The sequence below is a fragment of the Nocardia glycosmidis genome, from assembly GCF_052545115.1.
The window spans coordinates 181,487-198,314 of sequence record NZ_JBQWRH010000013.1 but is presented as its reverse complement, the minus strand read 5'-3'; the positions used below and the strand labels follow the sequence as shown (position 1 = coordinate 198,314).

General features: G+C 63.4%; 14 protein-coding genes. 10 read left to right on the top strand and 4 right to left on the bottom strand.

Annotation, left to right across the window (positions count from 1 at the left end; translation table 11 throughout):
* Nucleotides 1–261 precede the first annotated feature (261 nt).
* On the bottom strand, nucleotides 262–1,266 hold the full coding sequence (locus tag ACT86A_RS18135) for a LysR substrate-binding domain-containing protein (RefSeq protein ID WP_445093333.1): 1,005 nt from the start codon (nucleotides 1,264–1,266) through the stop codon (nucleotides 262–264).
* A 36-nt stretch (nucleotides 1,267–1,302) separates the two neighbouring features.
* Here ACT86A_RS18135 and ACT86A_RS18130 point away from each other — a divergent pair, with 36 nt between their 5' ends.
* The 6 genes from ACT86A_RS18130 to ACT86A_RS18105 all read left to right on the top strand — a co-directional run bounded on the left by ACT86A_RS18130 (nucleotide 1,303) and on the right by ACT86A_RS18105 (nucleotide 7,334).
* Nucleotides 1,303–2,772: a 2-hydroxymuconic semialdehyde dehydrogenase gene (locus ACT86A_RS18130; protein WP_445093332.1), complete on the top strand. Its 1,470-nt coding sequence runs from the start codon at nucleotides 1,303–1,305 to the stop codon at nucleotides 2,770–2,772.
* A 264-nt stretch (nucleotides 2,773–3,036) separates the two neighbouring features.
* Nucleotides 3,037–3,561: a 3-hydroxyanthranilate 3,4-dioxygenase gene (locus ACT86A_RS18125; protein ID WP_445093331.1), complete on the top strand. Its 525-nt coding sequence runs from the start codon at nucleotides 3,037–3,039 to the stop codon at nucleotides 3,559–3,561.
* A 2-nt stretch (nucleotides 3,562–3,563) separates the two neighbouring features.
* A complete protein-coding gene (locus ACT86A_RS18120; RefSeq protein ID WP_445093330.1) occupies nucleotides 3,564–4,628 on the top strand; it encodes an amidohydrolase family protein in 1,065 nt (354 codons plus the stop codon).
* Nucleotides 4,629–4,702: 74 nt separating this feature from the next.
* Nucleotides 4,703–5,953, top strand: coding sequence for a cytochrome P450 (locus tag ACT86A_RS18115; protein ID WP_445093329.1), 1,251 nt, complete (start codon nucleotides 4,703–4,705; stop codon nucleotides 5,951–5,953).
* Nucleotides 5,953–6,153, top strand: a complete 201-nt coding sequence (locus tag ACT86A_RS18110) for a ferredoxin (RefSeq protein ID WP_445093328.1) — start codon at nucleotides 5,953–5,955, stop codon at nucleotides 6,151–6,153. The genes ACT86A_RS18115 and ACT86A_RS18110 overlap by 1 nt, the downstream gene beginning before the upstream one ends.
* The gene (locus tag ACT86A_RS18105; protein WP_445093327.1) at nucleotides 6,150–7,334 is read left to right on the top strand and encodes an NAD(P)/FAD-dependent oxidoreductase; all 1,185 of its coding nucleotides are present in this window, start codon (nucleotides 6,150–6,152) and stop codon (nucleotides 7,332–7,334) included. The genes ACT86A_RS18110 and ACT86A_RS18105 overlap by 4 nt, the downstream gene beginning before the upstream one ends.
* A 341-nt stretch (nucleotides 7,335–7,675) precedes the next feature.
* Here the strand turns inward: ACT86A_RS18105 and ACT86A_RS18100 are convergent, their stop codons facing one another.
* The gene (locus ACT86A_RS18100; protein WP_445093326.1) at nucleotides 7,676–8,272 is read right to left on the bottom strand and encodes a TetR family transcriptional regulator; all 597 of its coding nucleotides are present in this window, start codon (nucleotides 8,270–8,272) and stop codon (nucleotides 7,676–7,678) included.
* A gap of 415 nt (nucleotides 8,273–8,687) precedes the next feature.
* Between ACT86A_RS18100 and ACT86A_RS18095 the strand changes: the two genes are divergently transcribed.
* The 3 genes from ACT86A_RS18095 (at nucleotide 8,688) to ACT86A_RS18085 (ending at nucleotide 12,025) form a co-directional block, all read left to right on the top strand.
* The gene (locus ACT86A_RS18095; protein ID WP_445093325.1) at nucleotides 8,688–8,891 is read left to right on the top strand and encodes a nuclear transport factor 2 family protein; all 204 of its coding nucleotides are present in this window, start codon (nucleotides 8,688–8,690) and stop codon (nucleotides 8,889–8,891) included.
* Nucleotides 8,892–9,152: 261 nt separating this feature from the next.
* The gene (locus ACT86A_RS18090; RefSeq protein ID WP_445093324.1) at nucleotides 9,153–10,103 is read left to right on the top strand and encodes an alpha/beta fold hydrolase; all 951 of its coding nucleotides are present in this window, start codon (nucleotides 9,153–9,155) and stop codon (nucleotides 10,101–10,103) included.
* A 305-nt stretch (nucleotides 10,104–10,408) separates the two neighbouring features.
* Nucleotides 10,409–12,025 carry an AMP-binding protein gene (locus ACT86A_RS18085; RefSeq protein ID WP_445093323.1) on the top strand — a complete coding sequence of 539 codons (1,617 nt, stop codon included), beginning with the start codon at nucleotides 10,409–10,411 and terminating at the stop codon, nucleotides 12,023–12,025.
* 191 nt (nucleotides 12,026–12,216) lie between these two features.
* Here the strand turns inward: ACT86A_RS18085 and ACT86A_RS18080 are convergent, their stop codons facing one another.
* Complete coding sequence (locus ACT86A_RS18080; protein ID WP_445093322.1) at nucleotides 12,217–13,083, bottom strand: PaaX family transcriptional regulator; 867 nt, start codon at nucleotides 13,081–13,083, stop codon at nucleotides 12,217–12,219.
* A 459-nt stretch (nucleotides 13,084–13,542) separates the two neighbouring features.
* Nucleotides 13,543–15,168 carry a sigma-54-dependent Fis family transcriptional regulator gene (locus ACT86A_RS18075; RefSeq protein WP_445093321.1) on the bottom strand — a complete coding sequence of 542 codons (1,626 nt, stop codon included), beginning with the start codon at nucleotides 15,166–15,168 and terminating at the stop codon, nucleotides 13,543–13,545.
* Between the two features lie 182 nt (nucleotides 15,169–15,350).
* Here ACT86A_RS18075 and ACT86A_RS18070 point away from each other — a divergent pair, with 182 nt between their 5' ends.
* The gene (locus ACT86A_RS18070; RefSeq protein ID WP_445093320.1) at nucleotides 15,351–16,811 is read left to right on the top strand and encodes an aldehyde dehydrogenase family protein; all 1,461 of its coding nucleotides are present in this window, start codon (nucleotides 15,351–15,353) and stop codon (nucleotides 16,809–16,811) included.
* Nucleotides 16,812–16,828 lie beyond the last annotated feature (17 nt).

The following is a 16,828-nucleotide window of genomic DNA, read 5'->3' as shown; positions in this document are numbered from 1 at the left end:
ACCTCTGGTGTGCGTTCCAGGGGCGGCGGGCCATGAGGAATCAGCGACTGCGTCCTCCTGGCCACAGTTTCAACAGGCCACAGTCAAGACCTCGTCGACTCCGACGGCCCGCCAGGGCCGTCGGGTCTGTCACCGGTCGTCGGCTCCGTCCTGGAACACACACGAGTGTTCCCCGGCCGGCGGTCATCGCAGTTGCGGCGTCCAGGTGAGTCGAGATTTATGATCGCCGCCAACGTTTGACACCCGGGGCGTGATCGTGGGTCATTGCGACCGGGTCGACGGGTTCGGCTCATTTGTCGCCCCGAGTGCGGCAGCGGCGACTCGCAGATGCTGTAGCAGCATTTGAGCCGCCGGAACCATGGGCGCCCGCGAGCGCATCGTCACGCCCACCGACCGGCTCAACGCATGGAGCTTTGTTTGCAGTACTGCCAGTCGCTTGTCGCTTCGGATGATCAACTGCGGCAGCACGGCGATCATGTCGGTGGACAGAAGTAGTTCGCGAACGATCAATATCGAAGTGCACTCGACGCGGTTCTCCGGCAAAGGCAATCCTTCTGCGACGAACAATGACTCGAGTTCCGAACGTAGGGATGTCTGTTCCACCGGCATGATCCACGGGAAGTCCAGCAGTTGTGACAGTTGTGGCAGATCGAAGTCTCTTGCGGGGTGATCGGCTCGGGTTACGAGCTGCATCGGTTCCACATACAGCCGCTCTTGACATAGCTGCTGCGGCGGTTCGGCCCGCAAGCGACCGATTACCAAATCTGTCCGGCCGGTGAGTAAAGAGTCGTACAGGAGATCCGGCGTCGCTTCCTGTACGGCCACGATCAGCTTAGGGTGCTGAGCCTTGAGTGATGCGATAGCGCGAGGCAGCAAAATATTCGAGCCGGCCAAGTGGGTGCCGACGCGGACTCGGCCGATCTCGGCTCGAGTGAGCAGGTCGATCTGGCCGCCTGCCTGGCGCAGCTGGGCCAGTACGCTGCGAGCGTGCTCGATGAAACTTTCCCCGAAGATGGTGGGGGTGACGCCGCGCGGACCGCGATCGAACAATGGCACTTCGAGAATCTGCTCGACCTCGTGCAACGCCCGGGTTACGGCCGGCTGTGTGACATGGAGAGCCTTCGCGGTGGCGATCAGGCTTCCTTCGTCGGCGATAGCGGCAATCAGCGTCAGATGCCGGAGCTTCAAACGTCCATCCAGAAGGCGATCCCTTGTCACCCGCCCATCATATGCCATTTTGGTAATGCCTTGATCGGGAATAGGCAATTGATAGCTATATGAGGCTTGGCTACTGTCTTATCTATGAGCAAACCCCCCCTGCCGGATATCGAGAACTTCATAGATGGCGCGTATGTCGCCGGCAGCGGTGTGTTCGATGACGTGAGTCCCGTCGATGGCTCATCGGTCGCCACGGTCCAGGAAGCCGGGGCGGACGTCGTCGATATGGCGGTGCGAGCCGCAAGGAAGTCGCTGGAAGGTGCCTGGGGGAGCTCTTCGGTGACCGACCGCGCGCGCTTGCTCCGACGCATCGCGGATCGTATCGAGGCACGATCCGAGGAATTCGTGGCAGCTGAAGTCCGAGACACCGGAAAGCCCGAGAGCTTGGTCCGTGATCTGGACGTCGCGCGCGCGGCGATGAACTTCCGTGCCTTTGCCGACACTATCGCTTCGTCACCGCTTTCGTCGTACCTGACCGACTTGGCTGATGGGCGACAGGCCCTGAACTACGCGGTTCCCAAGCCGCTCGGCGTTGTGGCAGTGATCGTGCCGTGGAATCTCCCCTTACTTCTCCTGACGTGGAAAGTTGCTCCAGCTCTGGCCTGCGGTAACGCGGTGGTGGTGAAGCCTTCGGAGGAGACGCCCTCATCGGCCACTCTGCTTGCCGAGATCATTATGGAAGCCGGGGCGCCGGCCGGCGTGTACAACGTGGTGCACGGGTTCGGTCCAGGATCGGCGGGTGAGTTCTTGACGGCACACCCCGGGATCGATGGCGTTACGTTCACCGGCGAGACCAAAACGGGATCCACCATCATGCGGGCGGCGGCGTCGCATGTCCGGCCGGTGTCCTTCGAACTCGGCGGCAAGAACGCTGCGATCGTCTTCGAGGACGCAAACATCGATGCCACTCTGGACGGCCTTGCTCGATCGATCTTTCTCAACACCGGGCAGGTGTGTCTGTGTACCGAGCGGGTGTATGTCCATTCGAGCATTTTCGATGAGGTCGCGGCCGGGCTCGTGCAGCGCGGGCAGAAGCTCCGGTTGGGGCGACCTGATGAACCCACGACAACCACCGGGCCGCTGATTTCGCGTCAGCACCGGAACAAGGTCTCCTCCTACTACGACCTGGCTGTGGCCGAAGGTGCCGAGGTGCTGCTCGGTGGCGGCGTGCCGAACCTCGGCGCTGATCTCGACGGCGGTGCATGGATCGAGCCGACCCTCTGGGCGGGGCTGGACAACACGGCACGAGTGGTCCGGGAGGAGATATTCGGCCCCGTGGCCGCGCTTATTCCGTTCGACACCGAGGATGAGGCGGTCCGGTTGGCGAACGATACCGACTACGGACTCGCCGCCGCGGTCTGGACGAGCAATCTGGAACGTGGCCACCGAGTCGCGCAGCGCATGCGCGTCGGGATGGCGTGGGTGAATACCTGGTACCTGCGAGACCTGCGTTCCCCGTTCGGCGGTAACGGGCTCTCGGGCATCGGGCGAGAGGGCGGTGAAAACTCCCTGCACTTCTACTCGATTCCTACGAATGTCTGCGTGCAGCTATGAATTCTGTGCGTCGGACTCGGGGGCCTCGCTCGACGCCCCCGGCCGCGCAAAGAATGGCGCAGACCTACGATCTCGACCCGGCCCCGGGGGCGATCATTCTCGTCGGCGCGGCCACAGCAGAGGCCGACCTACGGTACCTCGATACATCCGGGCCGGCCTGAACGGTCGCTGTCCACGACTCCCACACCCGCATCTTTTCATCGAGATGCAAGCCGTCGCTGTGCACGGGAAATAACCCGTCCCTAGTTTCGATCAGGATTCACCATGACATTTATTCCGCCAGTGTTCGATTTCGATGCCTGGATCGCCGAGCACGAGGAGATGCTCCGGCCTCCGGTCAATAATCAGCAAATGTGGAAGCCGATGGGCGACTTCATTGTCCAGGTTGTGGGTGGACCGAATCAACGGACCGACTTCCATCTGGATCCGTACGAGGAGTGGTTCTACCAGTACCGCGGTGACATGCACGTCAACTTGATGACCGATGAGGGGCCGCGCCGGATCGACATCCGTGAGGGTGAAATGTGGATGCTGCCACGCAACGTCTACCACTCGCCGCAGCGCCCGCAGGAAGGATCCATCGGAATCGTCATCGAGCGAATCCGCGAAGAGGGCACACTGGAGAAGTTCGTCTGGTTCTGCCTCGAGTGCAACCACCTGGTGCACGAAGTCGAGCTGCAGGTCCGGGACATTGTCGAAGACCTTCCGCCGGTATTCGTGTCGTTCTACGAGTCGGAAGCCGCTCGCACGTGCCCGGGCTGCGGAACTGTCCACCCTGGAAAGGGCTGACGTTGGACATCATCGACGTACACACACATTTCGTTCCGAGCGGTTGGCCCGAGCTCGGTGAAGGACTTCCCTGGCTACGACTCGACTCCGAGCGCGAGGCCATGATCATGGTCGGGTCGCAGCCCTTCCGGCGGATCGGTCGCGAGTGCTGGTCCGCCGAAGATCGGCTCGCCGACATGGACGCCGACGGGGTGCAGATCCAGGTCGTCTCGCCGACGCCGGTGTTCTTCAGCTACGACCTTCCCGGGTCCGAGGCAGCGAAAATCTCGCGGATCTTCAATGACCTCGCCCTGGAGATCTGCTCGCCGGCGCCCGAGCGGCTCCTGCCGTTCGCGCAGGTTCCGCTGCAAGATCCGGACGCCGCCTGCCGCGAGCTCAGCCGTTGCCAGGAGATGGGGCACCGAGGCGTCGAGATCGGGAATCACGTCGGCGATCGTGACTTGGACGATGCGGGGGTCGTCACGTTCCTGCAGCATGCGGCCGATATCGGGATGCCGGTGTTCGTCCATCCCTGGGACATGCCCGACTCACCGAGGTTGCAGCGCTGGATGGCGCGGTGGCTGACCGGCATGCCGGCGGAAACGCACTTGTCCGTCATTTCGATGATCCTGGGTGGCACCTTCGACCGAGTCCCCGACTCGTTGCGCATCTGCTTCGCCCACGGCGGCGGTTCATTCGCATTCTGGCTCGGTCGATTCGAGAACGCCTGGCACCGGCGGCCCGACATCATCGCGACCTCGCAACAGCCGCCCTCGGCGTATGTGGGTCGTTTCAGCGTGGACTCGGTGGTGTTCGACCCGGCCGCCCTGCGGCTGTTGATCGACACCGTGGGGATCGAGCAGGTCATGGTCGGCAGTGACTACCCATACCCGTTGGGCGAGCGGCCGGTGGCCGATGTGGTACGCCGATCGACATTTCTCGACAGCGCGGAACGCGAGTTGGTGATGGGCGCGAATGCCCGGCGGTTTCTCGGACTGGACAACAATGTTCAGAACTCCCACGCAGTGGACATAGGTGACAACGAAACCGGAATTGGACGCGGCGACCAGGCCGTATTAAGTTTCTAGAAAAGTCATCGCGCGGAATCGGTCCCATAACCGAACGGTTCGTCCGCAACGCGCGACACGAGAAAGACACGTGCATGACCGAAACAACAGCCCAGTGCCCAGTTGCCCACGGGTTCGATCCTCTGTCCCCCGACTACCTCGAATCTCCCTACCCACACCTGAACGCGCTGCGCGAAGCCGGTCCGGTTCATTACGTGCCCTCGCTCGACTACTGGATCGTGACCCGGTATGCCGACGTGGCGGCAGTGTTCGCTGATCCGACCACATTCTCCGCGACCATCGCCCAAACGCCGTTGGCGCCGCTGACCGATGAGGCCGGCGAAATACTCAAGTCTGGAGTGCGCAATACTCCTGTGCTTTCGAACCTGGATCCGCCGGCCCACACCCGGGTCCGCCTGCACCTGGCAACGAAGTTCTTGCCGCGGAAGATCGCGGCCATGGTGCCCCAGATCGAAAGTCTGGCAACAGAGCTGATCGATCGGTTCGCAGACCGCGGCAGCGCCGACCTCGTTGCGGACCTGGCGTTCCCGATGCCGGCGCTGACGATGTTCCGTTTGATCGGATTCCCCGACGCTGATGCCGAGATGCTCAAGTCCTGGTGCAACGACAAGCTCGAGGTCAACTGGGGCAAGCCGACGGCGGACTACCAGCGGCGTGCGGCGACGAATATGAGCAAACTCTGGGATTATTGCGAAAACTTCGTGACCCTTCGCCGGGATAACCTCGCCGATGACCTCACCAGTGATCTCATCCGGCAACGTGAGAACGACCCGGAGGCCCTGAACGATCAGGAAGTGGCGAGCGTCCTGTTCGCCCTGGGGTTCGCCGGTCACGAGACCACCACCAACCTCATCGGCAACGCACTGCGGCAATTGCTGTCGAATCCGTCGGCCTGGGCCGAGATCTGTGCGGATCCGGCACTGATCGACGGTGCGGTCGAGGAGACACTGCGTTTCGACTCATCGGTGATCGCTTGGCGCCGGATCACCACCCGGGAGACTTCGATCGGTGGTGTGCAGGTCCCGGCCGGCGCGAAGCTCATGCTGTCGCTGGGCTCGGCCAATCACGACCCCGCCATGTTCCCGGACCCGGAGTCGTTCGACATTCGGCGTCCCAATGCGCGGCTGCAACTTTCGTTCGGTAAAGGGACTCACTTCTGCCTGGGACAGCACTTGGGCCGGGTCGAGGCGCGCACGGTGATCCGGCTTCTGAGCGAACGCTTCCCGGATCTGCAGCTGAAAGCCGATCAGTCCTACACCTTCCCCCGGAATATCAGTTTCCGGGGCCCGGAGCACCTGCACGTCGAGTGGAAGGCGGCATCGTAATGTCATTGCAAGTTCTCATCGACCGCGACCGGTGTACCAGTTGCGGGGACTGTGTGCTGTCGGTCCCCGAGGTCTTCGACCTCGACGACCGGGACGCCAAGGTCATCCTGCTGGATGCGCAGCCGGATAGTTCGCTGCTCGCCGCACTCGAACAGGCTGTGGAGGATTGCCCGACCGACGTGATCGAGATCCAGCAGTGAGTTCCGCGGGCGCGCTGATTGTCGGTGGCTCGCGAGCTGGTTTGAGTGTTGCTGTAGCACTTCGCAAGGGTGGCTACGACGAACGCATTCGTATTGTCGGCGACGAGGAGCATCTCCCTTACGATCGGCCTGCGGTATCAAAAGACTTGCTGCTCGGCAAGAAATCGGTTGCGGACCTACTTCTCGTCGGCCCCGAAAGCCTGGAGACGATCGAGTTTTCCGCGGGTCGGCGGGCTGTCGAATTGGATCTCGGCACCCGCACGGTCGGCCTGGATACGGGGGAGCGGGCACAGTTCGATGTTCTGTTCCTGGCAACCGGCTCGGCGCCGATCTGGCCGACCGGCTTGCCGCGGATCCAGGGTGTCCACACCATCCGTGGCGTGAATGACAGCCTCGCCTTGCGGTCAGAGCTGGATCGTGCGCACAACATCGTCGTGGTGGGGGGCGGATTCATCGGCGCCGAGATCGCGTCGGCCGCCCGAAGCCTCGGGAAGGATGCGCACATCATCCAATCCGGTCCGGCGTTGCTCACCCGCGTTCTCGGACAGGATTTCGGTTCGGCGTGGGGCGAGGTGCACCGGGCGCATGGCACGGTCGTGTCGTGCGGAGTCACGGTCACCTCGCTGCTCGAGGTCGACGGCCGCGTCGCCGGTGTGGTGTTGTCCGACGGCCGGAAGATCGACGCTGATCTCGTGGTCATCGGCGTAGGTGCGCGCCCGGCCACAGACTGGCTCGACGGCTCCGGTCTGACCATACGAGACGGCATTGTCTGCGACGAGTATCTGGTAGCTGCTCCGGGGATCTACGCCGTCGGTGACGTCGCGCGTTGGCAGCACCCGCTCTATGGGGTTTCGACTCGTGTCGAGCATTGGACGAATGCGCACGAGCAAGGCACGGCGGCGGCGATGCATCATCTCGGCCGCGGTCGTCCTTTCGCCAATATTCCTTACGTCTGGTCGGATCAGTACGGCAAGCGACTGCAGGTGTACGGAACAACAACGGGGGCCACGCATTCCAGGATTCTTTCCACTGCGGAGGACGGAACTCCTCGCGTCATGGTCTACGGCCGTGCGGGGCGTTTGGTGGCGGCCCTTGGCGTCGATGCCCCGCGGGATTTGCTTCCCCTTCGAAAGGCCTTGGCCCAGAACGCCGACTGGGAGTCGGTGGCTCAGCCGGCTTAGCCTAGCCGCGGATGTCCGATTGTACGGCGTTCGACGAGCGATGAGGCGGACATGCGGTGCCGGCTCGAAGCCCCAGGCATCTCGACAATGGGCTCGTGAACCGAGCAGCTGACGCTGCTCGGTTCACTCCACGATCGGCGTCTGGTCAGTATTGGGCGCGCGGTACATATTTGCCGATGCCATGAAGGGGGTGGCATCGGCAAAATCGATGGTGCGCGCTGCTTCGATATCCGGCTATGCGCTTCTTGCAAGCTCGCGGAGTCCTCTGCGAGGCGATTTCCCTTCCACACCGTTGCTTGTTGTCCTCCGGTGTGAGCGATCGATCCTCCGACCGGCCGAGGTCAAGAGCCGGTAGTCGCGATCGGTTGATCGGCACTGATCGGGCGTGCTCGGTGCAGGCACTTCTTCAACTGGAGTAAGTAGTCGTCGAAAGACTCCTCCGGACCCCACACCTGGTACGCGGTGTTCTGCGCCGCGAATGCCACGTTGAGTTGCAGAGTGGCGGCGAGGGAGTCGCCTGCCTGGACTCGCGATGTGAGCCATTCGCGCAGGTCGGAGAGGAACTGTTCCCCGACAACATCCCAACTCGACTTCGCGAGGGCCGGCGAGTGGGCCTGTAAGCGTCGCTGCATCGGCAGCCGATCGCCGAGGAGTTCGTTGAAGCCGATCAGTATCGCGGTCAGTGAGTCCCAGAGGGACTCATCGGCGGGACGGGCCGCCATCAGCGCTCGCCAGAGATCCCGTTCTTCGGGGTCCTGATCGAAGACGGCGGCTTCCTTGCTGGCGAAGTAGTTGAAGAAGGTGCTGCGCGAGACTCCCACAGCGGCAGCGATCTCCTCGACGCTGACGGCCTCGAACCCTCGCTCGTCGAACAATTGCAGCGCTGCGGTCCGGATTGCGCGCCAGGCCGCCAATTTCTTACGTTCACGCAGGTTCACCGACTCATCCTCCGGGGCCGAGTATAGAGAACCGAACGTACAGAGAACCGAACGCAGTGCTTGTTCGAACGCCATTCACATTTCTGGATCGCGCGGCGCTGGGCTCTCGCGTCCGGTACCCGACTCATCATCTGAGATCGAGTGTACACAACTACACTTAGTCGTAAGGTTGCACTGAGTCCAAGTTTGTTCTATGGTCGAACCTGTGCGGATCGCTGAGCAACATCGCGCAGGTACGACCGGGACTCGGGCCGACGGTCGACTGGGCGATTCGCGTAGATCGCTTCGCGTAGGTCAAGCCTGTCGTGGGCCGAGCCGACGGCAGGCGCGACCATGGTCGGCTATCCGTATGTCGAGCCGGTCCTGCGTTCGTAGCAGGCCGTGCGCGAGCGCAGCCCCATCGCCAGAAAGTGAATTGAGCACATGTCAAATCCGGGAGGAGGTCGTCTGCGCGATGGTCCAGAACTGGAACGTCGACCGGCCCGACCCCGATCAGATCGGCAGGTTCTTCGCAGAAGACGCCGTCTGGCACAACATTTCGCTGAAACCCGTCGTCGGTCGCGAGGCACTCGGTGACAGCTTTGTGGATTTCTCGGCCCAGTTCGCCCGCATCCACTGAGCGGTCCGCCATCGGGTCGCGTCCGGCAACGTGGTCATGAACGAGCGCATCGACAGCTTGCGCTCGGGCGGGCGTACGACGCCGGTGCGCGTCATGGCGTCTTCGACATCGAAAACTGTCCCGACACCGGAGGGTGTGACTACTCCGGCACGGCCGAGCCAGGCTGCTGAACCCCGATTCCAGCACCAGCACCGCACCCATCAGTTGCGCCGCGTGGCGCCGGGTGCGGCTGTCATCACACTACGCAAGGACGAAACTATTATGAATGCAACTTCCGGAGCTTCCCTGACCGCCGAAACCGTCGGCTCGGAGGAGTCGCTCAGCCCCGGTTACGACACGGCGACCAGGGACGATATCGAGTTCAACAAGGACTTTCGACACGGCTTCAGCACCATCGACGATGTGCAGATGCACTATGTCATCGGCGGCCACGGCCCGCAGGTGATGGTGCTGCTGCACGGCTGGCCGCACAGCTGGTTCGTGTACCGCGAGATCCTGCACTCGTTGCTGCCTGGTCGTACGGTTATCGCCGTTGATCTCCCGGGCATGGGCGACTCCACCGGGAATCCGTCCTCGATGGCCAGAACGGTCCTGGCTACCTACGTTCACCGGCTGCTCGAGCACTTGGGCTACCGGGAGAACGTGCAGTTCGTCGGGCACGACTTCGGTGTGGGTGTCGCCTACGCGCTGGCTGCCCAGTACCGCGAGCAGGCATCGGGACTGTTCCTCATGGACTATGTGCTGCCCGGCAAGAATCTGAAGGCCGCCGGCCTCGAATCGATGCTGTGGCACTTCTCCTTCAACCGGCAGAACCCGCTGGCAGAGGAACTCGTCACCGATCGGGTGGATTCCTACCTCGGCTACTTCTTCGAGTCGTCGAAGTCCGGCATCGTGGAACCCGTTTCCGATCTCGAGCTGGCCGAGTGTGTCCGGGTGTACTCCCGCCCGCAAGTCCTGCACGCCGGATTCGAGCTGTACCGGGTCTGGTCTCAGGATGAAGCCGACAACACCGTACTGCAGGAAACTCCGCTGACCATTCCGGTCCGCCTGCTCACGCAGGCCGGCTTCCTCCCGATCATGCTGCCGGCCCTGCACGACGCCGCACCGGAGGCCACCGGTGCCGACATCCCTGATGCGGGCCACTATCTCCTCCACGAAGTACCGGACCGCGTGGTGGCCGAGATCAACTCTTTCTTCCCCGCCACCTCCTGACCGCTTCCGCCAGGGGCCCGAGCGTGCGTTCGGGCCCCTGGCCGTATCCGAGCAGGCGCGCCACTCGCGGCGTCGGCGTCCGACGGAAGCGCGGCTCATCCCGGCTGCGATCCAACACCGGTCGGCTCGTCGACGAGGGTTGCTCGGGGCTGGCGAACGGTTGACGGGCGCAGGTTCGATCGCTTCTGGTGCGGCGCGCTACGTGGGTGTTAAATTTATATGTCAAATTATGGACGGTCGTTTGAAATAGGCAATACTAGGCTGTAGTCGCTGCCGGCTTACAGTCCTCGGAAGGGGCGAACCAGATGCTCACTCCCTCAGCACACGTCGATACGTTCTGCAGGGACAACCTCCCACCCGAAGCGGAGTGGCCCGAGTTCGTCTTCGACGTGCCCGAGTTGCACCACGCTGATCGCTTGAACTGCGCGTCGGTCCTGCTCGACGCGGCGGTGGCTCGCTATGGGCGCGATCGACAGTGCCTGGTCACACCTACCGAGACCTGGACTTATGGGGATCTGCTCGACCGCGCCAACCAGATCGCGAATGTGCTGACCGAGGACTACGGGTTGGTCCCGGGTAACCGCGTGCTGCTGCGCGGGGGGAATACTCCGTGGCTGGTGGCCTGCTGGTTCGGTGTCGTGAAGGCGGGTGGTGTCGTAGTCACGACAATGCCGCTGCTGCGCGCGGTCGAACTGTCGAAGCTCGTCGAGTTGACGCGTCCGGTGCTTGCGCTGTGCGACAGCCGGTTGACCGAAGAGTTGTCCACCGCCGATCCCACGCTGATGATCGCACCGGTCGGCGGTTCGGGCGACGGCGACCTCACAGCCCGTGCGTCCGCCAAACCGGTGGTCTACGCGAACGTGCCGACTGCGGCCGACGATGTGGTGCTCCTGGCGCCGACCTCGGGAACGACGGGCACGCCGAAGGCGACGATGCACTTCCATCGAGATGTACTCGCCATCGCCGATACCTTTTCCGCACATGTGATCGCGCCCCGATCCGATGACGTCTTCACCGGCACCCCGCCACTGGCTTTCACCTTCGGCCTCGGCGGGTTGGTGATCTTCCCGCTGCGGGTCGGGGCATCGGTTGTGCTGTTGGAAAAAGCCGACCCGGACACACTCGTCGACGCCATCGAGAAATTCTCGGTGACGGTGCTGTTCACCGCCCCCACCGCGTACAAAGCACTGCTCAAGCGCGATGACATCGAACGGGTGAAGTCGCTGCGCCGCTGCGTGTCGGCCGGCGAGCATCTGCCCGAGGCGGTATTCACCGCGTTTCGTGAGCGGACTGGATTGCGGATCATCAACGGCATCGGCGGAACCGAGATGCTGCACATCTTCATCTCCGCTGCCGACGACGACATCCGGCCGGGTTCCACCGGTAGGGCCGTGCCGGGCTTCCGCGCCGAGATCTGGGACCAGAACGGGCGCGCTGTCCCGGATGGCGTCCCAGGTCTCCTCGCGGTCAAGGGGCCGACCGGATGCCGCTACCTCGCCGATCCGCGTCAGCGTGAATTCGTTCGTGATGGCTGGAACATGACCGGGGACACGTACACGCGTGATGCCGACGGCTACTTCTGGTATCACGCACGCAGCGACGACATGATCGTCTCCGCTGGTTACAACATCGGAGCGCCGGAGGTCGAAGCTGTGCTCGACCAGCATCCGGATGTCGTGGAGAGCGCGGTAATCGGCATTCCGGACGAAGATCGCGGCATGATCGTGCACGCCGCGGTGGTCCTGAGCCCGAATGTGGTCGCCGACGCGGCGAAGATCAAGGAGTTGCAGGACTTCGTCAAGCGGGCCGCCGCGCCGTACAAATACCCGCGCAGCATCGAGTTCGTGGACCGGCTGCCGCGCAACTCGAACGGGAAGCTGCAGCGGTTCAAGGTCCGTGATCGGCGGGAAGCCATGCACTGACGAGTTGCCGCCATTCGGTGCCCGTCGATCAGCGGTACCGGTGCCGCGGCGGTCGATCGCGGGGACGAATATCGCGTGCGCAGCTGCTGACCTGAGCGGTCCGGCCGGGATGGAAACTACGGCCGGACCGCTGTCATGTGGTGACTATTGCCGGATCCGACCGCCGAAGAATCGTTGGCGGTCCGGGGCCGTCAGCTGTTCTGGGGACGTTTGCCGTGGATCACGGTCAGCGCATGTTTCTGCGCCAAAGGACGCAACAATTCATCCAATTGGTCGAACAGCCCGCCCGCGGCCTCTCCATTCCATGCCGGAGGAAGAAACGACAGTGGAATTCCCGGGTCCAGGTAGGGCAGGCGCCGCCACTGAGTGAGCATCGGAATATAAACCTGGAACGCTTCCAGCGCACTCGTTTCCGAGGCGGTCGCCTGATAGAGCACCGGCCGATAGATTTTCAAGAAGTCCGCATACAGTGCGGTGAGTTCGCTCAGATCCCACCATGTCCGGATCTTTGAACGCAGGTCACCGAACGCGACATGATCGCCCGCGAACATGTCGATGTATTCGGACAGGCCACGGCGTTCCAGCGTCTGACGAGCTTCCCGTGCGAGGTTGCCGGGGGCGATCCATACGCCGGGTGCGGCGGTGCCGAAGCCGAGGCGGGTGAGACTGGCCCGGAGGGCATGTCGCTTTTCTCGCTCGGATTCCGGAACCGAGAACACGACCACCACCCAGCCGTCGCTCTCCGTGGCCCGAGAGCGGTGAAAGATCCGCACATCGCCTTCGGCCAGCACCTCCAAGGTGGGGGCGGCAAGCGAGTACCCCGCAGCGCCTGCGCGTCGTTCGCTGGTGAGCACGCCACGCCGCTTCAGCCGCGAGATCGACGACCGCGCAGCCTGTCCTTCTGCCCCCAGGTCGGCCATCAACGCCACCACCGAGGCCACCGACAGCCAGTTCCCTTCGGCACGGGCACAGACGCCGAAGATCGTGATGATCAACTGAGCCAGGCGAGTCTCCCGGCCTCCTGCGGTACCGGGAAGTGCTTCGAGGTCTGCCGTCATGTTCGCACCATACGTCACGGTCGGCCCAACAGCGAAAAGCGAGCGGATCGAATTCACGCCTCGCAGGGGGGCCTTTCGAACCCGTCACCGGTCCGGCCCGCGGCGCAGAATCCGGTTGGGCATCCGCTACCGGCGTGCAGGTGTTGTGGTCCAGCGGAAGGGATGCGGCGAGAACTTGACCGGAATATATCGAGGGCATCGGAATTCGATCACTGCTGACCTGTCGTGATGGTCGGTCACGGTTTCTGATCTGCACCCCGACGCAGTGCCGAGGTAAATCTGTCGGGCGGGCTCATCGGTCCGGGAGTGGTGTTCGATCTGTCGCCTGCGGTTTTCTGACCGCACCGCAGTTAGAGTTGAATGCCACCGCTAGGTTGAATGTCACCGCTATCGATGAAATTCGCTGTGAATTCCCGGCACAGCAGTAACTTCCCGGCGAAGCCACCGCGACCGCAGTCCTCAGCCGGTGATCCGGTACTGGCGCAGGCGGGCGTAAAGCGTGGTGCGGCCGATACCCAGCTCCGCTGCCGCTGCTGCCTTATTTCCCTTGGCGGCTCGCAGGGCGGAGACGATCGCGTCGCGTTCGGCGGTCTCCATCAGGGTGAGTCGGCGTTTTGCGGGTGACCGGTAGCCGGGTGGCAGGTCTTTCTCGGAGATGTCGCCGACCGGCCGGCGGGACTGCGCGTAGTCGAGTACCGAGCGCAGTTCGTGGATGTTGCCCGGCCACGGGTGAGCGGCCAGCGCGCTCAATGCGGACGGGGTGATTGCCTTCGAAGCGCAGGAATCGAGTGTGTGCAGGACGTTCAGCGCTATCGCGTTGAACTCCTGCTGATATGCCCGGAGCGGGCGGAGTTCACGGCGGTGCAACGCTTCGGCCGCCAGCGCGGCTTGTTCGCAGTTGCCGGTGACCAGCGGCGATGTGGTCATGACAACCAGGCCGGGCGTGGTCCGTACCGCCGGAGCGAGGCGAGCTGCCAGCTGCGGTCCCAGCGTGTGGATGTTGTCGATGACGACCTGGCCGCCACGACGCAACGCGGCGCGTACCCGTGTCGCCCAATCGCCGTCGAGATCGGCGTCGACGGCGTCGAAGAAGTCGGCGCCGTCGCCGGCGGCCGCCCGTGCGGTAGTGGTGCGACCGGTGCCTGGTTCCCCGACGATCAGTTCCACATGACGTGTCGTTCTGGGAGGCGCATCAGGTATCGCCGATGTCTCCGTGCGCGGGGGCACCGGTTCGGAGAGCCGAGTGATATCGAATATCACTCCGCCGGCGGTGTCGGATACCGATCGAGCGATGATGCGTACGTTCGATCCCGACGACAACCTCAGTTGCCGATGAATGGGGCGATCCGGCGCGACCTCGGCCGCGACATTGCGAAGAATGGCGTGGTCGGTGGTGTGGACGAGGTCTACGGCCGGGGGATTGCTCAACATGACGTTCTCGCCGTAGACGAGCACCGCGTGGTTCTTGTTCCGGGTATGGATCTGGAACGCGGCGAGCAGTCGTTGCTCGGATATCCTGGCCCCTTCGAGCAGTCGTTGCTCGATATCCTGGACTGCTCGCATCACGAACGGTCCCAGCAAAGCCGATGACTGATCGACTGCTCCGGTGATGTCGAGTACGCCTTCGACACGGCGGGTGATCGGGTGAATGATCGGTGCGCCGTAGCAGCAGAACTGCTTGAGCGAATCCAGGAAGTGCTCCTCGCCGGTGACCGCGATCGGCTTGCGCAACTCGTAGGCGGTCGCCAGCGCGTTCGTCCCGCTCGATTCCTCGAGGTATCGGAATCCCGGCGCGGCCAGGACGCGGTCCAGCGCGGTGTTCAACTGGCGTCGGGCGACCCTCCGATCGATTATGCGCGCCGTTCGGTCGGTGAGCAGCACCGAGAAGTCGGTATCGACGAGCTCGTCCATCATCCGGTCCAGGATCGGTCGGGCGGCGATGGACAACCGGCTGCGCCGGTCGAAGTCGGGGAGGAAGCTGGATTCGCGAACCTGCATGCCCGGGTCGAGGCCGAACAGTGTAGCGCGTTTCCAGGCATCAGCAATCTCGGGACGCTGACGCCATGGGTGAAAACCGGCATTCATTGGCGATTCTTCCTGATCATCGTTGAAGCAGGTTCAGTCTAACCACGGGTGATCCGCGCCACGGCCGTGTATCGAATCCCTGGTAGAACCGTTCGCAATCGGAACAGTCGGGCTCCTCCGGTGTGCGTCAGCATTGGTGCTGTCGCATCACAGGATGTGACGTACCTATCAAGGAGCGAGCGGTGACTGTCGAATACAGCGTCCGTGTCGGCATCGATGCCGATTTCGTCATGACCATCAACGGTGCGTCCGTCGCCGGAACGAACGTCTCCGACGTGTTCAACCCCGCGACGCGGGCAGTGATCGCGCAGGTTCCGGTCGCTTCCCGCAGCGATCTGGATCAGGCCGTCGATGCAGCTCGTGCCGCGTTCACGAACTGGTCGTCGGTGCCGTTGAGTGAGCGGCAGGCCATCGTGGCCGCGATCGGCGACCGCCTGGAGGCGCATGCCGAGGACTTCATAGCTCTGCTCACCACGGAACAGGGCAAGCCGCGGGCAATGGCAGAGTGGGAGGTATACGGGTCCGTCGCTTGGTTCCGCGAGATCGCCAAGCAGTCGCTGCCGGAAGAGGTTGTCGAGGACACCCCCGAGCGCCGCGTCGTCAGTCGCCATACGCCGCTCGGTGTCGTCGGCGCGATCGTGCCCTGGAATTTCCCGATTCTGCTGGCAGTCTGGAAGATCGCGCCGGCGCTGGTGGCGGGGAACACGATCATCGTCAAGCCGTCGCCGTTCACGCCGCTGTGCGATCTGAAGCTTGTCGAACTCGTGCAGGACTTGCTGCCGCCCGGTGTGCTGAGCGCGCTCAGCGGTGACGACGAGCTCGGCAAGTGGATGACCGCGCACGACAGCATCGCGAAGATCGCCTTCACCGGCAGCACCGACACGGGCAAGCATGTGATGCGCTCGGCGGCGGGCACTCTGAAGCGGATCACCCTCGAACTCGGTGGTAACGACCCGGCAATCGTGCTCGGCGATGTCGATCCGAAGAAGATCGCGCCGCAGCTGTTCTGGGCTGCTTTCCAGAACAACGCACAATTCTGCAACGCCGCCAAGCGGGTCTATATCCACGACAGTGTCTACGACGTCGTGCGCGACGAGTTGGTGGCCTACGCCCGGACCGTCGTCGTCGGCAATGGTGCGAACCCGGAAACCCAGCTGGGTCCCATTCAGAACGAGCCGCAGTACCACAAGGTGGCCGAGTACTTCGATGACTGCGCTGAGAGCGGATACACCTTCGCGCTCGGCGGATCGATCGACCGCGCGGCGGAGGGGTGGTTCGTGCCGGTGACTATCGTCGACAACCCGCCGGAGGACTCGCGTTTGGTCGCCGAGGAGCCGTTCGGGCCGATCCTGCCGCTGCTGCGGTGGACGGATGAGGACGATGTCGTCGCACGGGCGAACGACACGCTCTGGGGACTGGGTGCCACGGTGTGGGGCGCCGACCTCGAAGCCGTCGAGCGCATCGGAAAGCGCCTGGAGGCCGGGACAGTGTGGCTGAACGAGGTGCACCAGTACTCGCCGCACCAAGTGTTCGGCGGGCACAAGCAGTCCGGAATCGGAGCGGAGAACTCGCTGCACGGACTGGCCGAGTACACCAATCACCAGACGATCACCTTGAACAAGGTGACCGGAGCGGTGTCCTGACAGGGCGGGGACGGTCG

Excerpts from the sequence above, each read along its gene's own strand:
- ACT86A_RS18130 (WP_445093332.1), top strand. The coding sequence starts at position 1,303 with ATGAGCAAACCCCCCCTGCCGGATATCGAGAACTTCATAGATGGCGCG.
- ACT86A_RS18115 (WP_445093329.1), top strand. The coding sequence starts at position 4,703 with ATGACCGAAACAACAGCCCAGTGCCCAGTTGCCCACGGGTTCGATCCT.
- ACT86A_RS18075 (WP_445093321.1), bottom strand. The coding sequence starts at position 15,168 with ATGAATGCCGGTTTTCACCCATGGCGTCAGCGTCCCGAGATTGCTGAT.
- ACT86A_RS18125 (WP_445093331.1), top strand. The coding sequence starts at position 3,037 with ATGACATTTATTCCGCCAGTGTTCGATTTCGATGCCTGGATCGCCGAG.
- ACT86A_RS18090 (WP_445093324.1), top strand. The coding sequence starts at position 9,153 with ATGAATGCAACTTCCGGAGCTTCCCTGACCGCCGAAACCGTCGGCTCG.
- ACT86A_RS18085 (WP_445093323.1), top strand. The coding sequence starts at position 10,409 with ATGCTCACTCCCTCAGCACACGTCGATACGTTCTGCAGGGACAACCTC.
- ACT86A_RS18080 (WP_445093322.1), bottom strand. The coding sequence starts at position 13,083 with ATGACGGCAGACCTCGAAGCACTTCCCGGTACCGCAGGAGGCCGGGAG.
- ACT86A_RS18110 (WP_445093328.1), top strand. The coding sequence starts at position 5,953 with ATGTCATTGCAAGTTCTCATCGACCGCGACCGGTGTACCAGTTGCGGG.